This window comes from Limnothrix sp. CMB-01 (genome assembly GCF_055193175.1).
Genome location: NZ_CM143720.1, coordinates 1325471 through 1348885, shown reverse-complemented (window position 1 = coordinate 1348885; position 23415 = coordinate 1325471). Strand labels below are relative to the sequence as shown.

Annotated in this window: 18 protein-coding genes; 12 read left to right on the top strand and 6 right to left on the bottom strand. The window is 58.6% G+C overall.

Features of this window, described 5'->3' with window-relative positions; translation table 11 throughout:
• Window positions 1-197: 197 nt before the first annotated feature.
• Window positions 198-1694: a phosphoglucosamine mutase gene (gene glmM / locus ACZA91_RS05640; protein WP_190530941.1), complete on the bottom strand. Its 1497-nt coding sequence runs from the start codon at window positions 1692-1694 to the stop codon at window positions 198-200.
• A 388-nt stretch (window positions 1695-2082) separates the two neighbouring features.
• On the opposite strand from glmM, the gene ACZA91_RS05635 reads away from it, so the two are divergent.
• From ACZA91_RS05635 to ACZA91_RS05605, 7 genes are all read left to right on the top strand, one after another.
• The gene (locus tag ACZA91_RS05635; RefSeq protein ID WP_099531542.1) at window positions 2083-2307 is read left to right on the top strand and encodes a DUF433 domain-containing protein; all 225 of its coding nucleotides are present in this window, start codon (window positions 2083-2085) and stop codon (window positions 2305-2307) included.
• Complete coding sequence (locus tag ACZA91_RS05630; RefSeq protein WP_463185173.1) at window positions 2304-2642, top strand: DUF5615 family PIN-like protein; 339 nt, start codon at window positions 2304-2306, stop codon at window positions 2640-2642. Before ACZA91_RS05635 ends, ACZA91_RS05630 begins: the two co-directional genes overlap by 4 nt.
• On the top strand, window positions 2639-5527 hold the full coding sequence (locus tag ACZA91_RS05625) for a tetratricopeptide repeat protein (protein WP_463185171.1): 2889 nt from the start codon (window positions 2639-2641) through the stop codon (window positions 5525-5527). The genes ACZA91_RS05630 and ACZA91_RS05625 overlap by 4 nt, the downstream gene beginning before the upstream one ends.
• A gap of 282 nt (window positions 5528-5809) precedes the next feature.
• Window positions 5810-6633, top strand: a protein-coding gene (locus ACZA91_RS05620; RefSeq protein ID WP_463183673.1) for an IS5 family transposase whose coding sequence is annotated in 2 segments (ribosomal slippage) — window positions 5810-6188 and window positions 6188-6633 — 825 coding nt in all. Because the reading frame shifts where the segments join, the coding sequence is not laid out codon by codon here.
• Window positions 6634-6675: 42 nt separating this feature from the next.
• Complete coding sequence (locus ACZA91_RS05615) at window positions 6676-6996, top strand: RNA-binding protein (protein ID WP_190354408.1); 321 nt, start codon at window positions 6676-6678, stop codon at window positions 6994-6996.
• 99 nt (window positions 6997-7095) lie between these two features.
• Entirely contained in the window at window positions 7096-7320 is a 225-nt protein-coding gene (locus ACZA91_RS05610) for a DUF2283 domain-containing protein (RefSeq protein ID WP_190528787.1), read from the top strand.
• Window positions 7321-7503: 183 nt separating this feature from the next.
• A complete protein-coding gene (locus tag ACZA91_RS05605) occupies window positions 7504-11874 on the top strand; it encodes a CHAT domain-containing protein (RefSeq protein ID WP_463185169.1) in 4371 nt (1456 codons plus the stop codon).
• A 21-nt stretch (window positions 11875-11895) separates the two neighbouring features.
• Here the strand turns inward: ACZA91_RS05605 and ACZA91_RS05600 are convergent, their stop codons facing one another.
• Window positions 11896-12189, bottom strand: coding sequence for a hypothetical protein (locus ACZA91_RS05600; protein ID WP_463185168.1), 294 nt, complete (start codon window positions 12187-12189; stop codon window positions 11896-11898).
• On the opposite strand from ACZA91_RS05600, the gene ACZA91_RS05595 reads away from it, so the two are divergent.
• The 3 genes from ACZA91_RS05595 (at window position 12188) to ACZA91_RS05585 (ending at window position 17809) form a co-directional block, all read left to right on the top strand.
• Window positions 12188-12982 (top strand): cyanoexosortase B system-associated protein, encoded by a 795-nt coding sequence (locus ACZA91_RS05595; protein WP_463185166.1) that lies wholly within the window; start codon window positions 12188-12190, stop codon window positions 12980-12982. The two genes, ACZA91_RS05600 and ACZA91_RS05595, sit on opposite strands and share 2 nt — an antisense overlap.
• 125 nt (window positions 12983-13107) lie before the next feature.
• Window positions 13108-14577 (top strand): polysaccharide biosynthesis/export family protein, encoded by a 1470-nt coding sequence (locus ACZA91_RS05590; RefSeq protein ID WP_463185165.1) that lies wholly within the window; start codon window positions 13108-13110, stop codon window positions 14575-14577.
• 421 nt (window positions 14578-14998) lie between these two features.
• Window positions 14999-17809, top strand: a complete 2811-nt coding sequence (locus ACZA91_RS05585) for a C2 family cysteine protease (RefSeq protein ID WP_463185162.1) — start codon at window positions 14999-15001, stop codon at window positions 17807-17809.
• Between the two features lie 164 nt (window positions 17810-17973).
• Here the strand turns inward: ACZA91_RS05585 and tpiA are convergent, their stop codons facing one another.
• Window positions 17974-18699 (bottom strand): triose-phosphate isomerase, encoded by a 726-nt coding sequence (gene tpiA / locus ACZA91_RS05580; RefSeq protein WP_190354424.1) that lies wholly within the window; start codon window positions 18697-18699, stop codon window positions 17974-17976.
• Between the two features lie 90 nt (window positions 18700-18789).
• Window positions 18790-19869: a peptidoglycan DD-metalloendopeptidase family protein gene (locus tag ACZA91_RS05575; protein WP_463185159.1), complete on the bottom strand. Its 1080-nt coding sequence runs from the start codon at window positions 19867-19869 to the stop codon at window positions 18790-18792.
• A gap of 94 nt (window positions 19870-19963) precedes the next feature.
• On the opposite strand from ACZA91_RS05575, the gene ACZA91_RS05570 reads away from it, so the two are divergent.
• Both ACZA91_RS05570 and ACZA91_RS05565 read left to right on the top strand, forming a co-directional pair.
• The gene (locus ACZA91_RS05570; RefSeq protein WP_463185156.1) at window positions 19964-20800 is read left to right on the top strand and encodes a hypothetical protein; all 837 of its coding nucleotides are present in this window, start codon (window positions 19964-19966) and stop codon (window positions 20798-20800) included.
• Window positions 20757-21419 carry an alpha/beta hydrolase gene (locus ACZA91_RS05565; RefSeq protein WP_463185153.1) on the top strand — a complete coding sequence of 221 codons (663 nt, stop codon included), beginning with the start codon at window positions 20757-20759 and terminating at the stop codon, window positions 21417-21419. Before ACZA91_RS05570 ends, ACZA91_RS05565 begins: the two co-directional genes overlap by 44 nt.
• A 40-nt stretch (window positions 21420-21459) precedes the next feature.
• Here the strand turns inward: ACZA91_RS05565 and ACZA91_RS05560 are convergent, their stop codons facing one another.
• A complete protein-coding gene (locus ACZA91_RS05560; RefSeq protein ID WP_199309304.1) occupies window positions 21460-21834 on the bottom strand; it encodes a hypothetical protein in 375 nt (124 codons plus the stop codon).
• 587 nt (window positions 21835-22421) lie between these two features.
• Window positions 22422-23258: a (2Fe-2S) ferredoxin domain-containing protein gene (locus ACZA91_RS05555; RefSeq protein ID WP_463185149.1), complete on the bottom strand. Its 837-nt coding sequence runs from the start codon at window positions 23256-23258 to the stop codon at window positions 22422-22424.
• Window positions 23259-23415: the final 157 nt, after the last annotated feature.

Genomic DNA, 23415 nt, shown 5'->3' with positions numbered 1-23415 from the left:
TGAGACTTTGGCTTCTAAAATTTGGGTTGAATTTTATTGACTCTCAAGGGTTTTCAGAATTGAATCAACTGGACTGACTTGGAGGACGTTGGGTAGATCAGCGGCTTCAAGGTTGACGCAATAACCCGCCCAGAAAACCAACAGGAAATGGGTGGGTCGATCGCCCGGATTAACCCACCCGATCGCGCGTTGGGAACCTAGCTCAAGTGTGATCGCACCACGGCGGCCAGGCGATCGGCCCAATGGCGCACCAAATCCGCTTCGGCCGCTTCCACCATCACCCGAATCACCGGCTCCGTGCCCGAAGCCCGCACCAAAATCCGGCCCGCATCGCCCATTTGGGTTTCGGCCTGGGCGATCGCCTCGGCCACGGGGGCGCAATCTTGCCAGCCCAACCGGCGCGCGCGATCCTCAACCCGCACATTTTCCAGCAGTTGCGGATATTTCTGGAAGCTGTCATCCACCCAGGAGGTGAGCGATCGCCCGGACTGCTTCACCAGGGCCGCCAAGTGCAGCGCCACCAACGTGCCATCGCCGCTGACGGCATAGTGACGGCAGAGGATGTGACCCGACTGCTCACCGCCGAGCATGTAGCCGCGATCGAGCATCGCCTTTTGCACATATTGATCGCCCACGGCCGTGCGGATCAGATTGCCGCCTTGTTTTTGCCAAGCCCGCTCAAAGCCCAGGTTGGCCATCACCGTCGAAACGATCGTTGCTTCCGGTAGCTTGTCACTCGATCGCAGGGTTTGGCCCCAGAAATAAAGGATGTAGTCGCCATCAACCACGCGCCCTTGGCCATCCACTGCCAACACGCGATCGGCATCCCCATCAAAGGCGAAACCCAAATCCGCTTGATGCTCAACCACCGCCGCCTTCAGGGACTCTAAGTGAGTTGAGCCGCAATTCACATTAATCCGATCGCCGTCCGGTTCCCCGTGCAGCAGAATCACCGTTGCGCCCAACTCCTCAAACACCGCCGGGGCCACCTTGGCGCTGGCTCCCCAAGCCGTATCCAACACCACCTTCAAACCCGCCAACGGGCGATCGCCCCAGCCCTCTTGCTCTAGGGTTTGTTCCAGGGACACCGCATAGCCGCGCACCAGCTCGGGCCGGAAATAGCCACGCCCGCAACCGGTCACGGGTTCCAGACCAGGCAACACGTGGTGGCGCAGGGCCGATTCAATTTGTTGTTGGGCTTCCTTGGCCAGCTTGTGCCCATCGGGGCCGAAGAACTTCAAGCCGTTGTCGCCGGGCGGGTTGTGGCTGGCGGAAATCATCGCGCCCCCGATCGCCCCAGTCGCTTCCACCAAATAGGCCACGCAAGGAGTTGGGCAGAGTCCCACATTCCACACCTCCAGCCCGGCCGCCGTCAGCCCCGCCGTCAGGGCCGCCGCCAGCATTTCGCTGGAGTTGCGGGAATCTTGGCCCACGACGATCGCCCCTTTGCCCGATCGCGCTGCAAACACACGCCCGGCCCAATAGCCCACATGCAGCGCCAGGCTCGCGGTCAACACCTCGCCCACACGCCCGCGAATCCCGTCGGTTCCAAACAGGGGCACGCTCTCGGGAATTTCCAGGGGCGACAACCCATGCAGATTCAGATTCAAGCTTGGTTGCTCCAAATCCTGGGGTTTTTGGTTCAACCCAAGTTCGCCCGATTCGCGACCCAACCGAACAGGAGACGTAACCATAATTGCGCTCACTCCACACCAAGGGTTTGTGTTGCTTTCCACACCAAATCGATCCCGCGTCCGCACGATCGACATAGTTCGCAACTCGCCTGAAGGATAGCACGGGCCGATCGAGCGGTTGGATCGCCCCCGATACCATGGCGCTGTTTGGGGGAGTGAGTAAACTTAAGGCAGATGTGAGGCGCGATCGCCCCGGTTTGCCCCCAGTCAGGAGGATTCGATCGCATTAAATCAATCAAATCAAAAGAGCATTCGATCGGTAGGACGTATGGAACCCACAACATTGGCATTCGCAGGCATCGCGGTTCCGATGGCCAATCAGCCCCCCGTTTTCAACGCGCCGATCACGCAACATTTCAGTTAAGAGCAACCGACAAACAAAGCCATGATCGACTATCGCCAAATCATTACGATCGAGCCGGATAAACGAGGTGGAAAGCCATGCATTCGGCGTATGCGAATTACGGTCTATGACGTGCTGGGTTGGTTGGCGGCGGAAATGTCCTTTGAGGAAATTTTGGATGATTTCCCAGAGTTGACGATGCAGGATATTTTGGCTTGCTTGGCCTTTGCAGCCGATCGCGATCATCGACTTGTGGCGATCGCGGCATGAGACTGTTATTCGATCAAAATCTGAGCCGAAAACTGTTGGGACGACTGGCGGATGTGTTGCCGGACGCGAGCCATGTGCAGTTGGAAGGGCTGGCGGAAGCCCCTGACAGTGCGATTTGGGAGTTTGCGCGCGATCGCGGATTTTGCATCGTCACCCAGGATGCGGACTTTGCGGAACGCAGTCGGCTCTATGGTTCGCCGCCCAAGGTGCTGTGGTTGCGTTGCGGCAATGCTCCAACGGCTAAGGTGGAATCGATGCTGCGGTCAGGGATTGAGGCGATTCGGGAATTGCTCACGAATTCTGAGATTGATTGTTTGGAGTTGCACGAGCCATGAGCGATCGACCCGAAATCCAGCAGGGCATCATTGCTAACGATCAAGCCCAGATCGAGATCGGCAAGGTTGAACAGACGATCGGCGATCGCATCGAGCAAACCCACAGTGGTTCGGGCGATAACGTTGCGCGTGATAAGCACGTCCATGTTTACCAGTCAGCCCCACCGCCGAAACCGACTGGGGATGGGCCGCCGACGAATTTGCAGGATCGGGGGGTGGCGCGCGATCGCTTCTTTGGACGTGATCAGGTGTTGGCAGAGTTGCACCAGTTGCTCCAGAAGGGCGATCACCGGGTGGCGATCGCCAGTGTGGATGGCATGGGCGGTGTGGGCAAGAGTGAGCTGGCGGTGCAATATGCGCGGCAACATCTGCACGACACCTATTGCGGCGGGGTGGTGTGGCTGGCGGGGGAACGGGCGGGGGTTGAGCTGCTGAACTTTGCCCGATCGCGCTTTTTCCCGATGGTGGATCTCGCGGACTTGGGCGATTTGCCGGAGCAGTTGACCTATTGCTTTGGCCATTGGCCGGCCCAGGAAGTGCCGCCGGAGTCGGTGTTGTTGATTTTTGATGATGTGACGGACTATCGCACCCAAGTGGCGGCGATTTTGCCGAGCGATTCGCGATTTCGGGTGTTGGTCACGACGCGATCGCAGTTTCAGGGGGTTGAGCGGCTGGAGTTGCAGGTGCTGACCCCAGAGGCGGCGCTCCAGTTGCTCACAAGCATTGTGGGGCGGGAGCGAATCGCGGCGGAACCCAAGACGGCGGCGGCGCTGTGCGAATGGCTGGGCTTTTTGCCGTTGGGGATTGAGTTGGTAGGCTACTACCTGAAGCGCAAGGGGGATCTGTCGCTAGCCACCATGCAAGAACGGCTGGAGGCAAAACGGTTGCAGGCCCCGGCGATCGCCCCCAAAGATCGAGATTTTCCCGAGGGGATGACGGCGCGGCGCGGGGTGGCAGCGGCCTTTGAGTTGAGTTGGCAAGCGTTGGACTCGGAAGCGCAACGGCTGGCGGTGTTGTTGGGTTGTTTTGGGCCGGCTCCGGTGTTGTGGGATTGGGTGTTGGGTTGTTTGCCCAATGACGATGAGGAGGATCTGGAAGAGGCGCGAGATCAGTTGGTGAAGCTGAGTTTGGTGAAATCCGAGAATGGGCAATATGCCTTGCATCCGCTGATTCGGGAGTTTTTTGCAGCTAAACGGGCGGACTGGCCCGAGGGTGGGGCGCTGCAACAGGCGTTTTTGGGGCAAATGGTGAGCGTGGCGAAAACGGTTCCGCAGATGGTGACGCTGGCTGACTTGGCACGCACCCGCCCTGCCTGGCCGCACTTGGAAACGGCAGCGGCGGCCAGTGGCGAGATTAATGATGACGATTGCGGTTGGCCCTTCACAGCCCTGGCGCGGCTGGCTCAGGGGCAAGGTCTTTGGGCTGAAGCCGAACAGCACTACAGCGATCGCTTGAGCACCACCGAACGCCGCTTCGGCCCCGACCATCCCTCCACCGCCACCAGCCTCAACAACTTGGCAGAACTCTACCGATCCCAGGGACGGTACGAGGCAGCGGAACCCCTCTACCGGCGATCGCTGGAAATCGATGAGAAAGTCTACGGGCCAGATCATCCCGAAGTCGCCACCGACCTCAACAACTTGGCAGGACTCTACAGATCCCAGGGACGGTACGAGGCAGCGGAACCCCTCTACCGGCGATCTCTGGAAATTCGTGAGCGAGTGCTGGGAGCCGACCATCCCGACACCGCCCAAAGCCTCAACAACTTGGCAGGACTCTACGAATCCCAGGGACGTTACGAGGCAGCGGAACCCCTCCACCGCCGATCGCTGGAAATCCGTGAGCGAGTGCTGGGAGCCGACCATCCCGACACCGCCCAAAGCCTCAACAACTTGGCAGCACTCTACTACTCCCAGGGACGGTACGAGGCAGCGGAACCCTTACGCCTAAGATGTTTAGCAATTGAGGAGAAAGTTTTTCCTGAAAATCACCCTCAAATCGCTGCCAGCCTCAACAACTTGGCAGTACTCTACGAATCCCAGGGACGGTACGAGGCAGCGGAACCCCTCTACCACCGATCGCTGGAAATCCGTGAGCGATTGCTGGGAGCCGACCATCCCGACACCGCCGCCAGCCTCCACAACTTGGCAGGACTCTATCGATCCCAGGGACAGTACGAGGCAGCGGAACCCCTCTTCCGGCGATCGCTGGAAATCCGTGAGCGATTGCTGGGAGCCGACCATCCCGACACCGCCGCCAGCCTCCACAACTTGGCAGGACTCTACCAATCCCAGGGACGGTACGAGGCAGCGGAACCCCTTTTCCGGCGATCTCTGGAAATCTATGAGCGATTGCTGGGAGCCGACCATCCCTCCACCGCCACCAGCCTCCATAACTTGGCAGGACTCTGCTATTCCCAGGGACGTTACGAGGCAGCGGAACCCCTCTTCCGGCGATCTCTGGAAATCCAAGAGCGAGTTCTGGGAGCCGAACATCCCGACACCGCCACCAGCCTCAATAGCTTGGCAGAACTCTATCGATCCCAGGGACGATATGAGGCAGCAGAACCCCTCTACCGGCGAGCACTGGAAATCTATGAGCAAGTGCTGGGAGCCGACCATCCCCACACCGCCCAGAGCCTCAACAACTTGGCAGTGCTGCACTGTTACCAAAATCGTTGGGGTGAAGCCGAGCGACTGTTGCTGCTGGCTTTGGAGATTCGGGTGCAGAAGTTGGGTGAAGTACATCCCGACACCCAAAGCAGCCTCCAAAGTTTGCAAAACCTGGTGCAAGCCGCCCTCCAGCAAGGTCGCGCCGCCGAACTCTCCGACCACCCCCGCACCCAATTCATCCTGCAACAACTCACCACCCCACCCAACCCGTAGGGGCGCATCGCCATGCGCCCTCCGATACGCGAGATCTCCGCCAACCAATTCGTTTCAGGCGATCGACCCGGTTGGAGGGCGTACAGCGGTACACCCCTACCCGACCCCGCCCTATTGCCGCCGACAACCGACCCGCGATCGCGCCGCCGACCTCTCCGACCACCCCCTCACCCATGCCGCATTCAACGACCCTTAGAGCTAATTCATAAAGAGAAGCTAAAGCCGACTTGGCAGCTCTAAATTCGGTTTTAGGCTAGACCTACCCGAAGTATCACCCAGCTCATGAGTCGTCTCCCGGTCATTGCCAATCCTACCCGCAAAGCCTATCCCAGTGATTTGAGCGATGATGAGTGGGTGCTCCTCCAGCCGCTGCTGCCCGCTCCTAAAGGCTTTGGACATCCGATAGAAGTTGATTTCCGAGAAATCCTCAATGGCATCTTTTACGTCCAGCGCACTGGCTGCCAGTGGGAAATGCTGCCTCACGATTTACCCCCTTACAGCACGGTCTACCATTACTTCCAGAAATGGCAACGGAAAGGAATTTGGCAGCAAATGCATGACCAGATGCGAGAGCAACTGCGGAGCAAATTAGGTCGTTCAGAGCAATCTAGTGTCAGTATCGGTGACTCTCAGTCGGTGAAAACAACGGAAAAAAGGGGGTGGTCTACGGCTTCGATGGTGGCAAAAAGGTTAAGGGACGTAAACGCCACATTATCGTTGACTCGCAAGGGTTCCTAATGGGGGTGTTGGTGACTGAAGCGAATGCTTCTGAGCGACTGGGAGCGATTGTGGTGTTAGAGGAAGTGAAGGAGAAGCTATCTCGGCTAGAAGTTGTTTGGGTCGATCAGGGGTATTCCGGGAAAAAGTTTGCGGATGCTGTGAAGCGTGTGTGTGGTGAGAGTGTGCGCGTGGAGGTGATCAGCCGAATCGGTAGAGGGTTTGAGAGGTTGCCCAAGCGATGGATTGTCGAGCGGACGTTTGGCTGGCTGAACCGATTTCGGCGATTGAGCAAGGACTATGAGTTGTATTCGGAGACGAGCGAAGGGATGATCTACGGCTGCTTAATGCATTTGATGGTGAAACGATTAGCGGGGATGGCTGATTAATATTGTCTTTATAAATCAGCTCTTAAAGCCAGAGTAAATTCCATGACCACCACTACCTCGATCGAGCCATCAGAAGTTCTCAGTGATCGCTACCCGCTAGGTCAATTGGTCATTGGTATCGTTGAGCATCACGCTCCCTTCGGCATTTTTCTAAACATTAATCATCCCATCGCTAAAGGTTTAATTAAGCTGCCTGATTTTCTCGATCAAGGCATTATGAAACCAGCAATGTATCCACCTATTGGCGCGAAAGTTGGGGCGATTGTCGTAGGCTACAACGAAAGCAATCAATGTGAAGTTTATCTAAGCGCTCGCCCCACAGTGCTTCATCAAGCCCTTGTACCACTCAATCTGTGTCCTTAGTGTGGATCGATGGGGCCAATGCTCCTGAACAAGAGACGGCTGCGTGAGCGCTGCATTCTTGACCTCAAAACCCCACAAAATCACCCAACGAGGTATCCAATGGCAACGCCCGCAATCCTAAACGCTATCCCCCACCTGCTCCAGGCTCCCTCCAACCAAATTTGGAGCAGCTACGACCCGATCGCCGATGTTCTCTATCTCAGCTTTCGCAAACCCCAAAACGCCAACGACAGCACCCTCGAAGACAACATCATCTATCACTATCACAACGAAATCTTGGTCGGCTTAACCATCCTGAACGCCAGCCAGAACCAGGCCGCATAACCCGACCCCGCTCCATGGCCGCCGACAACCAACCCGCGATCCCGAGGGGCGATCGCGCCGCTGACCTCTCCGATCGCCCCAATCACCCCGCCGCTCCAAATTAAGCCAGGGTTAATCAACCGTTTGCGAGCTACGATCGCCCTAAGGACAGATCCACCCCCAGCGATCGAGCGAGGAAAAGCCATGGGTAGTTACCGGCAAACGGCGATCGGGATTTTTGGAATCAGCATGGCCCTCATGGCCAGCCCCGTCCATGCCGAACCGGCGATCGTTCCCGCCAACGACGGCCTGGGCACTACCGTTCAACAACAGGGCAACCAATACAACATCGGCGGCGGAACTCGATCGGGCGATAACCTGTTCCACAGCTTTCAGCGGCTGGGCCTCAGTCCCCAGGAAATTGCCAACTTTTTGGCCACACCGGACTTGCGGGCGATCGTCGGGCGCGTCACTGGGGGTGAACCGTCCGTGATTGAAGGGCTGATTCGGATCTCCGGTGGCCAGCCCAATTTATATCTAATGAATCCTGCGGGGATCCTGTTTGGGGCTGGGGCCCGGTTGGATGTGCCCGCCTCGTTTATGGCCACCACGGCCGATCGGCTGGGTTTCAGCGATGGCGGTTGGTTTTCTGCCCAAGGGCCCGTGGACTTTCGCGGCTTGAGCGGTTCCCTGCAATGGCTAGATTTTGTGAGCGATCGCCCTGGTCATCTGTTGAGCTGGGGTTCCTTGGCCGTAGGCGAAGGACAAAATCTGTGGCTGTTGGGCGGTGGTTCCGTGGTGTCCACGGGCCGGCTGCAAGCGCCCGGGGGCAACGTGACCGTGGCCGCCATTCCCGGCACGAATCGGGTCAGAATCGCGCCCGATGGATCCACCTTGACCTTGGAAGTGGCCTTGCCGGAACCGGGGGCGATCGGGGGGCGATCGCTGGCGGACTTGCTGGCCGGTAGCCCCACCGCCGCCGCATCCCAGTTAGTGATTAATCCCGATGGCTCGGTGCTGTTGCAGTCTGCCGCGTCGGGGCCCGTGGCCTTGCCCGATCGGGGTGTGGTGGTGGCCGGAAATGTGGACAGCGCCCGCTCCATTGGCCCCGGCGGCAGCATCACGATCGGGGGCGATCGGGTGGGTCTGGTGGGGGCTAACTTGGAAGCCAGTGGCCCCCAGGGGGGCGGTCGGGTGCAAATTGGCGGCAGCGAACGGGGCAGCGGTAATCTGTTCAGCGCTTGGGCCACTTGGGTCGATCGGGCCAGCCAAATTCAGGCCAATGCCACCGACCGAGGGGCCGGTGGTCAGGTGATTGTCTGGGCCGATGGTTTGACTTGGTATAGCGGGGCGATCGCGGCCCGGGGCGGCCCCAACGGTGGCCCAGGTGGTTTTGTGGAGCTGTCGGCCAAGGAGGAATTGGCCGTGCGGGGAACGGTGGATCTGACGGCTCCCTTGGGCCCCTTGGGCACGCTGCTGCTGGATCCCCAGGATATTCGGATTGTGCCCGGTTTAGTGGGCAGTGATGATTCACAACTGAGTAGTAATGTGCCCTTTGGCCAGCCAGAAAATCAGATTCTGCGCACCGATCAAGGCTTTTTTACAGGGCCGCCCGCTCCCGTGGACTTCACAATCAGTGAGGGGCGTTTAGAGCTGTTGTTGAGCACCGCTAACCTGATCCTGGAAGCGGAGCGGGATATTGTGCTGGAAAATTTGCTTGACGATCGCCTCAGTCTGCGGATGGCCAATGGTGGGTCGGTGCGGTTCACAGCCGGGCGCGATGTGCGGTTTTTGGATTCCGCCGATGTGTTGAGCACCTTGGGCGCACCAATCACCATTCAAGCGGGCGAGGCGATCTCGATCGGGCGGCTGGAAACCCAGGGCGGGGCGATCGACCTCTCGGCCGGCTCCAGCATCACCACCGGCTCCTTACGCACCACCGGTAACGAAGGTGGCCCGATCACCCTCAATAGCAGCAGCGGCTCCATCACCACGGGCGACATGAACACCATCGGCGGGGCGATTAACCTGTCTGCGCCGGGTAACCTGACCACGGGCGCAATCTCCAGCCAGGGCCCGATCGGGGGGCAAGTGACATTGCGCACCTCGGGCGGGGCGATCGCCACCGGAGCCATCACCAGCAGCGGCAGTCAGTCCGGCGGAGCGGTCACGCTCAATGGCAGCACGGGGGTGACGGTGGGGGGCAATCTCCAGGCGATCGGCAACAATGGCAGCGGCGGCGGCGTGACGATCGACAGCAGCGGCCCGATCGCCCTCAGTGGCGACCTGTCCACCAGTGCTCCGGTGATTGGCGTGGCCGGCAATGTGGCGATCGCCAGCAGCAACAACAGCGCCGCGATCGCCGGTTTGATCACGGCCGCGGGCAACGGCGGCGGCAACATCACCCTCACGGCCCAACGGGCCCTCAGCTTTGGCAGCCTCAGCACCCAGGGACAAAACGCCGCCGGTAGCATCACGCTGATCAGCGCCACCGATCAGATCAGTGGGGGCAACCTGAACGCCAGCGGCAACAGCCAAGGCGGCAATCTCCAGGCCCGCGCCAGCACCGGCATCAGTTTGGGAACCCTGAATCTCAGCGCCATTGGAGGCAACGGCGGCAACGCCAACCTCACCCTCACGGGCCCGGGCGATGTGCAAATCACCAGCCTGAACGCCCAAGGGGGGAGCGATGGTCGGGGCGGCAGTGTGGACATTGTGAGCACGCGCTTTTTCCGGGCTCTGGGGGCTTTTATTGATCGATCGGGTGTTTTGACCAGCATTGCCACGGGCGGCAGCCAGGGAGGGAATGCCGTGCGCATCACCCATGGCGGCGGTTCCCAAACGCCCGTTGTGCCTTTGGTGGTGGGCGAAACGCCCAGCAGCGGCGGCAATGGTTTGGCCGGTGGCGTATCCACCGGCAGCAGCACCATCAGCACCGGTTCCTTTCCGGGCCCCTTCACCCAGGGCAACATCGAATTCATCACCACGGGCGAGCCAGTTCCCACCCCCACGCCCACACCGACTCCTTCTCCCAGTCCCACCCCTAGCCCCACGCCCACGCCTTCTCCAAGTCCCACGCCCACGCCTTCTCCGAGTCCCACACCGACTCCTTCTCCGAGTCCCACGCCCACGCCTTCTCCCAGTCCCACGCCCACGCCTTCTCCGAGTCCCACGCCGACTCCTTCTCCGAGTCCCACACCGACACCCGTTGTGGAGCCAGAAGCGGAGGGCGATCGCCCTGACCCGGAAGCGGGGCGCATCGTGCAGCAACGGCCCATGGGCAACGGGGGGCGATCGGGGGACAATTTGGCGGCCATTGAACAGGTGGCCCGTCGGCAAATTATTGACCACCTGAAAGGCGGCGCTTCGGATCGGGCGGCGGTGGAAATCGATCGACTCTATACCACCCTCACCAACGGCCATCTGGGTCGGGCCCTGAGCAACGATGTGCAAAGTTTTCCCGATCTTCAGGGCACGTTGCGCCGTTTGGAGTCCAAAACGGGACTGAAACCAGCGATTTTGTATACCTTCGCTCGCCCTGAGCAGTTGGATGTGATTTTGGTGATTCCCGACGCGCCACCGATCTATCGCGTGGTGCGCGAGGCCCCGCGCGATCGGGTTTTGAAGGCGGTGATTGATTTGCGAGCCGCCATCACCACCCCCGTTGCCCGCATCAGCAACACTTACCGCCCTCCGGCCGAACAGCTATACCGCTGGATTGTGGGGCCCGTGGCCGAAGAGTTGGTGCGCCATCAGGTGGACACGATCGCCTTTTCGATGGATCGCGGAATGCGATCGCTGCCCGTGTCCGTGTTGCACGATGGCCAACAGTTTTTGATTGAGAAATACAGCGTTGGGTTAATTCCCAGCATCAACCTGACCGATACGCAGTTTGAACCCATTCGATCGGCCCCGGTGCTCAGTTTTGGGGCCTCGGAGTTCACGGATTTGCCGCCGTTGCCCGCCGTGCCGGTGGAACTGGCCACGATTCAGCGGCTGATTCCCCGGGACAAAACCTTTCTGAATGAAGAGTTCAATTTAGAAAACCTGAAACGTCAGCGGCGATCGAACCCGTTCCCGATTTTGCATTTGGCCACCCACGCGGATTTTCGGCCCGGCTCTCCCCAAGATTCCTTTGTGCGGTTATGGGATCGACGGTTAGCCGTCAGTGATTTGCGCTACTTGGGGTTGGGCAGTCCGCCCGTGGAATTGTTGGTGCTGAGCGCTTGTCGCACGGCGATCGGGGATGAGTCGGCGGAGTTGGGATTTGCGGGCTTTGCGGTGGATGCGGGGGTGAAATCCGTGGTGGCCAGCCTCTGGTATGTGAGTGACGAGGGAACCTTGGGGCTGATGGCGGGGTTCTATGATGCCCTGCGATCGGCTCCCATCAAAGCGGAAGCCCTGCGCCGGGCCCAAATTGCTATGTTGCGGGGGCAAACCCGAGCCGAAGATGGGCGCTTGGTGTTTCCCGGTGGCGTTGTCGATTTGCCGCCGGAGTCGAGCAAGTTAGCGACTTTTTCCCTAGCTCACCCCTACTATTGGGCCAGCTTCACCACGATTGGCAGTCCTTGGTAATTTGCGGCCGTGTCATCGATTTCAAATCGATCCCGAATCGATCCCGAATCGATCTCCAGACGGGTCGATCGATTCCCCGGGCGATCGTGTTGCCCTTGGCGGCCACCAGTCCCAGCCCGCTATCCTGGCGAGAGGATTGGCCTGCGGATCAGCCAATCGTGGTGCATCTGTTGCTGTTTGGGTTCGTGTTGTAGTCGGTGTTTTGAGCTTTGCTTTGGTTTCAGTTTGGTTTTTTGTTTGATTGCTTTCGTTTGATTGCTTTCGTTTGATTTTTGCTTTTGAGCCTGTCCTTGCCCGCCGCTGCTGTTCTCCCATGACCGACTCTTCCACTTCGGACTTGCAACCCACCCCCGCTCAAAATTTCTGGGGCCGCCACCGCTCCAAATTGCTGGCCCTGGGCCTGTTGGGGGCGATCGCCCTGGGATCCTTGCCGGGTTATGTGGCGGGCGGGGCCTGGCGCTGGCAACGGGCCGGCAACCCCAGCCAACTGAAAACCCTACGGCAGTTACCCAAACAGGGTTTAGCCATTCCCGGTTGGCAAACCCAACCCATCAGCCAGCGCAGTTTGGGCGGTGAACAGTGGCTTTGGCAGCCGATCGAGCGAGTGCGGCCCCCAGGCCCGGGCGCAACCCCCAACGCCGCAGCCCAACGCGATCGCGCCGTGTTGTTGCTGATGCCCATGAAGCGTGGGCGCGATCGGCCCCAAGTGGAATGGACCGCCCTCGACTCCGGCAACTGGCTGGGCGACGGCCTACAAACAGACTCAGAACAGACCTTGACCCTGGCCCCGGCGGGCCTGCCGCCCTTTCGGGCCCGGCTGGTGCGGCTTTGGACCAGTCAGCACCAAACCTATTTCCTCCTGTCCTGGTATGCCTGGCCCCAAGGGGGCGACCCGGCCCCCAGCCAATGGTTTTGGCGTGATCAACTGGCCCAATGGCAACAGGGCCACACCCCTTGGGTAGCGGTCAGTTTGCTGTTGCCTACGGATAAGCCCTTGGATGAGTGGGATCAGAACTATCAAGCCCGCTTAACCGACCTGGCGCAACAGGTGCAGCAAGTTCTACTGACGGGGCCGCTGAAACCCGTCCCCCCCAAGGTCGATCGCTAGCGCCGATCGCGAATTGCTGCATGGCTCAATCGGGATGGCATTGCTGCCCTTTGCCCCTGATTGAATTCTGCTGACTGGATGCTTTGGATGCCGCTGATTCTGCCGTTGCTGCCCTTTTCTGTCCTATGGCCCGTTCCTCCCTGCCCGCCTTGACCTTGGCCCTCAGCCGTTGTTTACCGATCGTCCTGCTCAGTAGTCAGGCGATCGCCGTCTTGGCCCAAACGCCTCGCCAGGGAGCGAATGGCTCAGGTTTAGATCAACCTGTCAATCAACCTATCAATCAGCCCGTCAATCAGCCTGATCGCGATTCCGATCCGTCCGCCGCCGCATCCACCGCTGAAGTCGTGTTTCCGGACATTCCCCGATCGGGCCCCGATCGCCCCCAACTCCAACCCATCCAAGCGGCCCCCCAGCCCAACCGGCCGCCAGCCACCCCAACAACCCCATCCCAACCGGCCCCCGGCCCGGCCCCGGCTCAACCCTCCGGCCCCAACGCCGCCCCAGTGCCACTTTTGCAACCGGGGCAACTGGGACAACCGGGGCAACCGGGACAACCCATTCCCGACTGGCCCGAATCCCTCACCGCACCGCCCCCAGAATGGCGGGTCTATCGCCTCTCGTCCTATGACACGATCGCCATTCAGGTGCAAGGCTTCCCCGAACTCAACACCTCCACCATCGTTAATGTTCAGGGGCAAATTTCCGTCCCCCTACTGGGAATCGTCAATGCGGAAGGGCTAACCACCGCCGAACTGCAAAAGTTTCTACAGCAGGGTTACGAACGCTATCTCGTTAACCCGATCGTCACCGTCGGCGTGCTCACCCCCGTGAATCCTGACATTGTGGTCACTGGTGAAGTGGTCAAACCCGGGTTCTATCGAGTCAGCCCCTTCGATACGGTTGTGACCGCCCTAGTGGCCTCCGGCGGAGCCACCGACTGGGCTGATTTACGGGCCATCAAAGTTCGCCGCCAACTGCCCGACGGTTCCACGATCGAGAAAAATGTGAACCTACTCTCGCTGCTCGTGGAAGGGGCCCCGGAACCACGGATTTATCTGCAAGATGGCGATGCGATCGTGGTGCCTCGGCGCGAATCCGGCATTGATCCGGGCTATGACGCAGACCTGATGGCCCGCAGCAACGTAGCCCGCGCCGCCATTCGGATTCGGATGGTGAACTATGCCGGTCGCGGTGGACTGGTCACCCTCACCCTGCCCAACGGCAGCACCTTCATTGATGCGCTCAATGGCGTGTCATTGGATACCGCCCGGCTCCGGCGAATTGCCCTCATTCGTTTTGATCCAGAACAGGGCAAACCGGTCACCCGAATTCTGGATGGCAAAGCTGCGTTTATGGGCGATCCAGCCAATAATCCTCCCCTGCGCGATAACGACGTGGTAGTTGTGAATCGCAACCTCATCGCTCGCGTTACCTATGCCTTGAACACCGTGACCCAACCATTCCGAGATGTGTTGGGTTTCCTGCTCTTTTTCCAACAATTGGATGAGGCGGCCACATCCTTGTTTGGCCCCGGTGGCACGTTTGGAGGACCAGCAGAGACGCAAGAAGAAGGCAGCAGTAGCAATAATAATTAGCCAACAATTAGATGGAGATGAAGTGGCGGTGAGGCAATGGATACTTGAGAAAATAGGCAATTATGAGGCGTAACACTGCCGTAACACTCTTGTAACACTAAACCCATTCCAGATTATGGGCTGTTAGCATGAGCGGCTAAATCTGGCACGGAAAAGTTAGTGATGTTTTGCACGATCGACTGGAATGATCGTTGCAGCAGCTAAAGTCACTGACTTAATCTCTCCAGTACTCTCTTGGGGCTTAGCATAGCTTATGAGTAGCGATCTCTTTGGGTCGATCGATGCAACGCAGCGATCGATCGAAACGCTTAGTGGAAATCAGGGTGCAGTTGTTGCCAATGGCACATTGGCAGACACTCTAAAATTTTTGGGTGTCAATCAGGTTGGGAGCTTTTTGGGCAGCATTTCTAGCGATCTGTTCGTGAACTCCACAACCTTGCCCACGGAGGGAGGCAGTGCAGCACTTCCAGAGGGCGTAGATCCCCTGACAGGCGAAGCGAGTGATCGAATCAGGCGAGACAACAAGCGCTACGAAGAGCTGTTGGCGGCCGCCCTGGCTCGGTTCGGCTACAAGAGCATTCAACCGCAGCCGATCGTGGAGGTGCCCACCACCAGCCTTGACCCCTTGACGGGAACGCGCACCTTGTCCGGTCGCATTAGCGATGACCAACCGATCGTCAGCTATGAGCTGGGCATTCGTGAAACCTCAACCCTATCGGCCACGTTGAATGGCCTGAGTGCCGATTCAGATCTGTCCCTGTGGCAAGACTTAAACAAAAACCGCCTGTTTGAACCAGAAGAAGAATTGATCTTCTCGGAAAACGAAGGCACTGCGGCTGAATCCCTGACGCTGAATCTGTTTCCCGGTCAGTATTTCCTGGACGTGTATCAGTTTGAGGGGAACACAAACTTTAATTTGGCTCTCCAGCAAAAAGCGGTAGCAACTCCGGCTAGTGCGATCGGGCTATCCCTAGGCAGCGCCACCAACGCAGGAACTCTCAGTGGCACTGACACCCGCACAGGAACCCTGAGTCCTGGAAAGAGTGACTTGTACCGCTTCTCGCTGGATCGCAACCGCGACTTTGGCCTATTCCTTTACCAAAACAGTGCGCCAGCCACCCTAGAACTGTTCCGCGACCTGAACAATAACGGTCGTCTGGACGGGGGCGAAATGCTGGAATCGACGATCGCCACGCCTGGACAGACTGGTGAAATCTACTTCCCACAACAGTTTGCGGGCACTTACTTTGCTCGTGTCACCTCAGCAGCCAACACCACCTATAGCCTAGATTTGGAAGCCCTGGGCAGCGGTTCCACGGGGAATGAAACGATTGAAACGGTTGCGCCAGGCCAAACCATTAGTGGCGCTCTGACCAACACCAGCGCCTTGAACCCCACCAGAGCAGGCGGTGCGCGATCTCAAGACTTCTTCTTGACGGATGTGGTTGGCAATCAAAAAGTTGACATCACCGTTGCCGGTCGCAATGGTTTTGATCCGGCAGTCCAAATCATTGATGAAGCGACCGGCCAGGTGGTTGCCGAAAATGACAACGGTAGCCCCACCACCAAGAATGCGGGTCTGAGTTTCACCGCCAAACCCGATACGGACTACACCCTACGGGTCACCAGCTTTGTCACGGGTGTCAGCGCCGTGGGTGATTTCAGCGTCAGCGTCACCGGCTCCAGCACCCTGGCTGGCAGTTTGGGTTTGGGGCAAAGTCTCAGCGGTTCCCTGTCCGGTAGTTCTCTGAAGGCCGAAGGGTTCTATCGGGCTGATTACAACCTGACCGGTGTGACAGCGGGGCAGGCGGTGCAACTGAACCTCTCCTCCACGGCTCTGGATCCTTACCTAGAGGTGGTAGATGCCGCTTCGGGATTAGTGGTTGCCGACAATGACGACATCAGTTTCCCGAATAATGTGAATTCCCAGCTTACGTTCACGCCGGAAGCGGGACGCAATTATCTGGTGCGCGTCAGCAGCTCGATCGAAGAACAAGTGGGAGCCTTCACGGTCACGGCCGCTCCCGGCAGCAACACGGTACAGCGTGCACGCCCGAGCTTGAGCACGTATCTCGGGGCCCTCAAGAGTGACGGTGTGCGGACGGAAGTACAAACCCGCGCCAATGACGAAGTGCTCGATCGTGCTGACTATTTGGCGATTTACCAAGTGATGAGTGCCGATGGGCAAATTGATGCCAGTGAATCGGCTGACCTGGAAACCCTCTCTCGTTCCACAGATGCCTTCGATGTGCCCGCCCCGGTTCTTTACCTGGCCGGCAAAGTTGCAGGCGAAGTGGCCGCCGAGGGAATCAGCGCCAGTAGTTTCAACGACGATGTGGTGGGCAACTGGTTCTTAGGACAAGTGCGTCCAACACCAACTTGGTCAGATACATTCTCATCAGCAACCAACCCTTCAACCACAAACTTCACCTATCAGCCCGTGCAAGGAACGCTCTACGGCACGAGGGGACAACCGATCATTGGCGATTTGGCCCAGGAGCCATTCGGCAATTGCTATTACATCGCTGCCTTGGGATCAACATTCCGTCGCCAACCTTTGGGCCCCTCGTCTGAAGAGAATCCGTTCCGGGGTTCCGGTACATCGCAGACCATTTTGGATGCGATTACCAATAATGGCGACCAAACCTATACGGTGCGATTCTTCAATTCGCAAACCGGACGGGCAGAGTATGTGACGGTTGACCAAACTTTCATCACCAATGAAGGCAAGATTGCGGGTTCAACCCGCACCCAAAACCCTGAGGATCCCAACAATATCCTCTGGCCTGTGGTGATGGAGCGTGCCTATGCCCAGTGGTTGGGTAGTTACGACAAGATGGGCAATGGTGGCTCAGAAGCCAAAGCCCAAGGCGAGGTGTTGGGTGGCAAACCAACGAGCTACACCAACAAGCCTGAGGAGAATGACAATCCCGGTTATACCTTTGAAATCATTCGGGACGCTCTGGCGGGCGGGCTGACCGTGACCGCTTCCACACCGAAGAAGGTGTCATTGCTCTATGGCAGCCATGCCTACACGGTGACTGATGCTTTTGAGGAAGGTGGGCAGCGCTACGTGGTGGTCTTCAATCCCCACGGACAGGATAACGGCGGAACTGCTGGGGTGAGTGGGGATGGTGATGGCAATAAGCTGACCCCACCCCGCAAGGATGGATTTATTCGCCTGACCTATGAGGAGTTCTTGAGCGAAGCGGAGGATGTGGCGACGCGCTAATAATCACGTGCTAGCAATCACGTGCTAGCAATCACGCGCGAGAAATCATAACGAAGGCGGGCGATCGAGCTGGAATATCCGCTCGATCGCCCGCCTATTGGTTAGCAATGGTTGAGAAAAGCAAGGCAAAACAGTGGAACAGATCGTGGCAATAATGATGGCAATTATTGATAGTTCACAATCCGAGCAAAGCCGATCGGGTCAAGGCTAGCGCCACCAACCAACACACCGTTAATTTCCGGTTGGGCCATAATTTCATCAATCAACTCAGGCTTGACGGAACCGCCGTATTGAATCGGCAAGTCTTCACCATTGAGTTGATCGCGAATCCAGCCAATCACTCGGTTGGCTTCTTTGGATTCGCAGGTGTCCCCGGTGCCGATCGCCCAAATGGGTTCGTAGGCAATCACCAGATTGCTGAGGTTCACGCCCACCAACCCCGCCTTCAATTGTTGGGCAATGTGGGTTTGGGTTTCGCCTGCGTCGCGCTGTTGTTTGGTTTCGCCCACACACAAAATCGGGGTTAAGCCGGCCGCTTGGGCCGCCTTCAATCGGCGGTTAACGGTTTCGTCGGTTTCACCAAAATATTGCCGCCGTTCGCTGTGGCCCACCACCACGTAGCGAACACCCAGTTCGGTCAGCATTTCAGCCGAAATTTCGCCGGTATAGGCTCCGTTGGCTTCCCAATGGACGTTTTGTGCGCCGATGCGAATGCGGCTGCCGTGAAGAGCATTGGACAGCACGCTGAGATCCGTGAAGGGAACGCACAGCACAATTTCGCGATCGTCCGGGGTTTCGGCGATTTGCTCAACGAAGGGCTTCAAAAACTCCAGGGTTTCGGCCTGGGTTTTATACATTTTCCAGTTGCCTGCAATGACGGTCTTAGCCAAGGTTCGGGGTTGCCTATTGCGCTAGAAATTTCCTCCTAGAACCTTATCGGGTCGGGCGATCGCGGTCAATTCAGAAGCGAAGGCCAACCGTCATCGATTGCTGGAACCGTTACGGGGCGGACTGGGGCGCGGGCTGGGTCGGTTGCCAGTGGGGGCGGTGGGGCTGGGCGGGGTCGATCGCGCCGGTTCCATGCGTTGCAGGTAAGGGCCAGGATTTTGCGCCACCCAGCCCACGGAGGAGTTGTAGCGAACTTCAAACCACAGGCCACGGCTGCGACCGTTGGCGGGGCGACTGGGAATCGTGCCCAGGCGAGTGCCCGCGTTGACCCGTTGCCCGCGCTGGACAGAGGTGGCTCCCAGGTTGGCATAGCGGGTTTGGCGGCCGCCCTGGTGATTGATCACCACTAGTTGTCCTGGATAGCCAGAGTTGGGGCCCACAAAGGCGACGGTTCCGGGCCCAACGGCCAAGACGACGGCGCTGGGTCGGGCTTCAAGGGTGATGTAACTGTTAAAGACGGCGGCTCCGGCGGGCCCCACTTGCCAACCAAAGTCCGTTAGGGGGCGGCTAATTTCCGACAGGGGGTAGCGCAGTAGGTCGTTGTCGGGGTCGCTGGCGCTGGGGGGCGAGCCGACTCCAGGGTCGATCGGGGACCAAAGCACGCCGGGCACAAAGACCGATCGCCCCGGTTGGGTCTGGCAACCATTGACCGTAAACAGAGAGTCGGCCCGAACGCGGTATTGCTGGGCGATCGACTGCCAATTGTCGCCCGGTTGGGTTTCCACCCGAATTCCGTTAATGGGAGCAATCAAAATTTCCGTGCCGGGTTTGGGCAGTTGGCCGCCCCGCAGGTTGGGATTCAGGGCCAGCAGGGTGCTGGGCAAAAGGTTATAGCGACTGGCAAGACTTTCGACGGTTTCTCCGGCGGCCAACCGATGGCGAACCAGTCGATCGAGCACCGCCGGGCCACAGGGGTTGCTGTTTGGCTCGGGGGTAGGGGGTTCGGCGGCTTGGGCATTGGCATGGGTAACGGGCATCAGGACGGGCCCCAAGGCGATCGCCCCCCAAAGCAACCAGCGCCAAGGGCCCGATCGCCCACCCGTTTCCTGGTTCCGGGTCTGGCCCAGCCCACCACCGACCAACGCAAATATCTCAGATACAATGAGGCCCATCTCGCCACCCAATGCCCAAAGCGGATACATCTTCCACGGTACGCATTTCACCATACGCATTCCACCATACGCATTCCAACAGGCTTCAGCAGCAATGACGGTGCAATCCGGCCCCGATGCTTCCGGCTTTCCCTTGGCGGATGAAGCTCGTGAAGAAGGTTTTGATCATTACCGCGATGATTACGATGCCGATTCCCGCGACGTGCCATTGTGGCCCACGCGCCGGATGCCCCGTTCCCCCGCCAGCCGATCGCCCCAAGACTTCACATCGGTGCTGCGGGAAATAGACCCCAGCGCCGGACAACCCGACCTTGCAACACAGCCCGACCTAATCGATTGCGTTGAGTTTTTGCGGAGTTTGCACCGCCCGATCGATCCAGCCGTAGCCGCCTTACCCCCCCTAGACACCGCGCCTTCGGAGCGCCAGGCGATCGAGTGGGAATACAAAATTGTGCGCGCCAAGCGTCCCTTCTTTGCCAATCCTGTCACCTTTGCCCAACTTTGTCGCGAAGAAGCCCTGGCCGGTTGGATTTTGTTGGAAAAGTTTGATGATCGCCGGGTACGATTTCGCCGGCCGCTGCACTTGCGCGACGAACTGGATCGATCGGCTCTGCCCTTTGATCCCTATCGCACCCAATACCAAGGGCCCGGCTTCCGCAATTGGGGTTGGGGAATTGCCGCCCTGCTCGCGGCGGTCACCATTCCGGCCTATGCGGGCTATGCCTGGGTTTCGGTGCAACTGTTGGGCCCTTGGCGCGATGATTTGCCCCGTCCGGCCCAGCGGGTGGCTCCGGCTCCACCCCTGAATCCCCCCGCCGAGTCGGTTCATGAATTGCCCGCGTTCCCCAACTCTTCCCGCGACCCTTCTTCATCCAACTCCAATTCCAGTGCCGACCTTTCTTTCCGATCGCCCCTGTCCCGATCGACCTGAGCAAGCCGCTCGCCTTGATTCCATTCATCACACCCTGCTACCCGATCGCGCCCTGGCCCGTTGGATGACCGGTTCGATCGCCGGCCTCGCGATCGCCTGGGGAGCCGGGACTGGCCCCGCGATCGCGGCGGAAACCATCACCCTTCGCTACGGCCCTTTGGGGGGAGCCTTGCCGGTCACCGATTTGGTGACTTGGGCCGATCGGGGAGAACTCTCGGATGATTTGGAAACCTATTTGATCTTGAGCCAGCAACGACCCGATCGAGTGCGCCAAATTTTGACCCAGCGGGTGACCATGCCCTCTACCTTGCTCGATCGGGCCCTGGCCAGTTCCCAGGGAGCAATCCTGTTGGAGCAGTTGAGCCAAGTGTTGCAAGGGCCCAAGCGCACCGACAACAATCAAAATCTCCGCCGGGCCCTGATGGCCGCAGCGGAGAATGACGGTCAAATTTCCCTGTTGGAGCTACTGCAAAAGTACCCAACTCAGAATGTGGATCTGCGGGTCGATCGACTGGTGAACTTAGCGGAAACTTGGCAACAATGGCGCGATCGGGGTGGTCAGTGGCTGGAGCAGCTCAATCAATGGGGAGACCGACTGCGATCGCGCCTGTTGTTTTGAGAGGGTATCACCCTGGCGACCATGCCCAGGTCTTGCAACCCTAGCGATACAGCAGTCGATTCAGAATGCTGCGACCATTGGGCGAAAACACTTCCACCCGAATCGTGTCCGGATCCGACGGTTGCCAGCTCACCCGATAGCGATGGCCGCTATTGTTCCAGGTGTAGGTGCGGCGGCTGGCATTGCCACCCACGGAAGCCCCGCTCAAAAACAATGAATCCCCGCTATTTTCATTGCGGCCGTAGTAGGTGAGCGCGTTGCCTTGGTAAGCAATGCGCACGGTCCATTCCCCATCGGAAAATGTGCCGGTGGGCAAGCTTTGAGCCAAAACCACCGACGGGGCGATCGCGCTTTCAATCACTGGAACTGCCAAACCGAGTCCAATGGCCAAGGCGATCGCCGGCAGAGACATCATCGACTGCTTCATAAGTTGGAAAACATTGGGAAACGGATCCAAAACGGCTGAGAAGCTGAGAAAAACAATCGGCAGAGATGTTACACACCCCCGCCGAGAAGATCCAACTCGATTTTTATCTACCGCTTCTGAACCCCAGAATATCGGTGGAATCCTGAGATGGAAAGGAGTTGTGACCGATCGCTCGCAATTTTTAACAGACTGTAGAACTTTGCATTGGTTAGTTACCAAAACGCGAGTTCTCTAGACCTCTTGCGCGAATCAGCGAACAGCCCTCATCCCCCAACCCCTTCTCCCAAGGAGGGCGAAGGGGAGCCAGAAATCGGGAATAACGGCGATTTCGTTGTTGGTTGCCAAGTCCCTCTCCCGACTTGGGAGAGGGATTTAGGGTGAGGGTTTTGATTGATGCAAGAGGTCTTCTGGGCCATGCCTCCGTTTCTCCAGGCCGCGCGACGCAAACATCAGGGTTTCAGAAAGAAGACGACAGACCCTAGGGCCTGTCGTTTGTTCCTGGAATCCAGCGGAAATGGTTAATTTTCGATGCCCAAATCGTCGTCACAAGGGGCTGAGGGATTGGAGAACCAACCCTAAGACAGTTGCCCGAAGTGGGTTTCAATCAGCTCGGGGATCCGATCGGGCGAGATCCGGGTGTGGCGGGTTTTGTCCGGAAGGGTCACCACCGCCGGGCCGCGGCTACATTCCTTGAGACAGCCCGTGGTTTGTACCTTGACCCGATCGCTCAGTCCCCGATCGGCCAACGCCTGGTTAATGGCCCGGCAAACACCATCGCTGCCCCGCTTCCGACAACTGGACTTTTGACAAATCAGGATTCTGCCGACGGGGCGGTTGGAAGGGCCCGTGGTGGCGCGATCGGTTGAGCGATCGCTTGCGTAATCGGTTGGGCGCGCCGATGACCGATCGGGCGAGGGGGACTGTGCAGGCGGCGTGAAGGGGGCCCGGTGGGGCATGGGAGCCGCAGCGGGGCGGGTGGGGGGCGCTGCCGGTTGCCGAGTCCAGGGCAAATTAGCCGAACGATTGAAGGGCGATCGCCCTGCCGGTTCCATGGGTTGCACCGAAGATCCCGTGAGGGCCTTGGCCTTGAACTTCACCCACCCTTTGTAGGGATGACATTTAGCCGTGCCCGCCAGGGAAACCCAACTGCCCACGTGCAAGGTGTGGCCCAGGCGCGATCGCAACGGCTTGGCCAACTTGATCTGTTCAATGCGTCCGTCGGTTTCGAGTTGAAGCGCCTTGCAGCGGCCGGCCTTGTCGGTGTGGGTGGCACAAATGCGACCGCTCAGTTGGAAAAATTGTCGTTTTTTAAAGGGATAAAAGACTGATTGCAGCCCAAGCCGAGGGGGCGTGGCGGGGTTGAAAGGATTATGCGCGTTATGCAAGGGGCGATCGAACGAAAACGGCTTCACGAAGTCCTCCAACTATCCAGAAAGATTTGCAATAAGGGAGGCTAAACAAAGGGGGTACGTCGATCGCCACCCCCGCTTCAGCCCATCAGGCTTGATTTATTGAGAAAACTATTCAATTAGAGTCTAGTCGATCTTGGCACACTTGCATCAAGGCGAT

Coding starts and splice junctions, on each gene's coding strand:
- ACZA91_RS05590 (WP_463185165.1), top strand. CDS start 13,108: ATGGCCCGTTCCTCCCTGCCCGCCTTGACCTTGGCCCTCAGCCGTTGT.
- ACZA91_RS05610 (WP_190528787.1), top strand. CDS start 7,096: ATGGCAACGCCCGCAATCCTAAACGCTATCCCCCACCTGCTCCAGGCT.
- ACZA91_RS05615 (WP_190354408.1), top strand. CDS start 6,676: ATGACCACCACTACCTCGATCGAGCCATCAGAAGTTCTCAGTGATCGC.
- ACZA91_RS05630 (WP_463185173.1), top strand. CDS start 2,304: ATGAGACTGTTATTCGATCAAAATCTGAGCCGAAAACTGTTGGGACGA.
- ACZA91_RS05600 (WP_463185168.1), bottom strand. CDS start 12,189: ATGGGAGAACAGCAGCGGCGGGCAAGGACAGGCTCAAAAGCAAAAATC.
- ACZA91_RS05625 (WP_463185171.1), top strand. CDS start 2,639: ATGAGCGATCGACCCGAAATCCAGCAGGGCATCATTGCTAACGATCAA.
- ACZA91_RS05570 (WP_463185156.1), top strand. CDS start 19,964: ATGACGGTGCAATCCGGCCCCGATGCTTCCGGCTTTCCCTTGGCGGAT.
- ACZA91_RS05605 (WP_463185169.1), top strand. CDS start 7,504: ATGGGTAGTTACCGGCAAACGGCGATCGGGATTTTTGGAATCAGCATG.
- ACZA91_RS05560 (WP_199309304.1), bottom strand. CDS start 21,834: ATGATGTCTCTGCCGGCGATCGCCTTGGCCATTGGACTCGGTTTGGCA.
- ACZA91_RS05575 (WP_463185159.1), bottom strand. CDS start 19,869: ATGGGCCTCATTGTATCTGAGATATTTGCGTTGGTCGGTGGTGGGCTG.
- glmM (WP_190530941.1), bottom strand. CDS start 1,694: ATGGTTACGTCTCCTGTTCGGTTGGGTCGCGAATCGGGCGAACTTGGG.
- ACZA91_RS05595 (WP_463185166.1), top strand. CDS start 12,188: ATGACCGACTCTTCCACTTCGGACTTGCAACCCACCCCCGCTCAAAAT.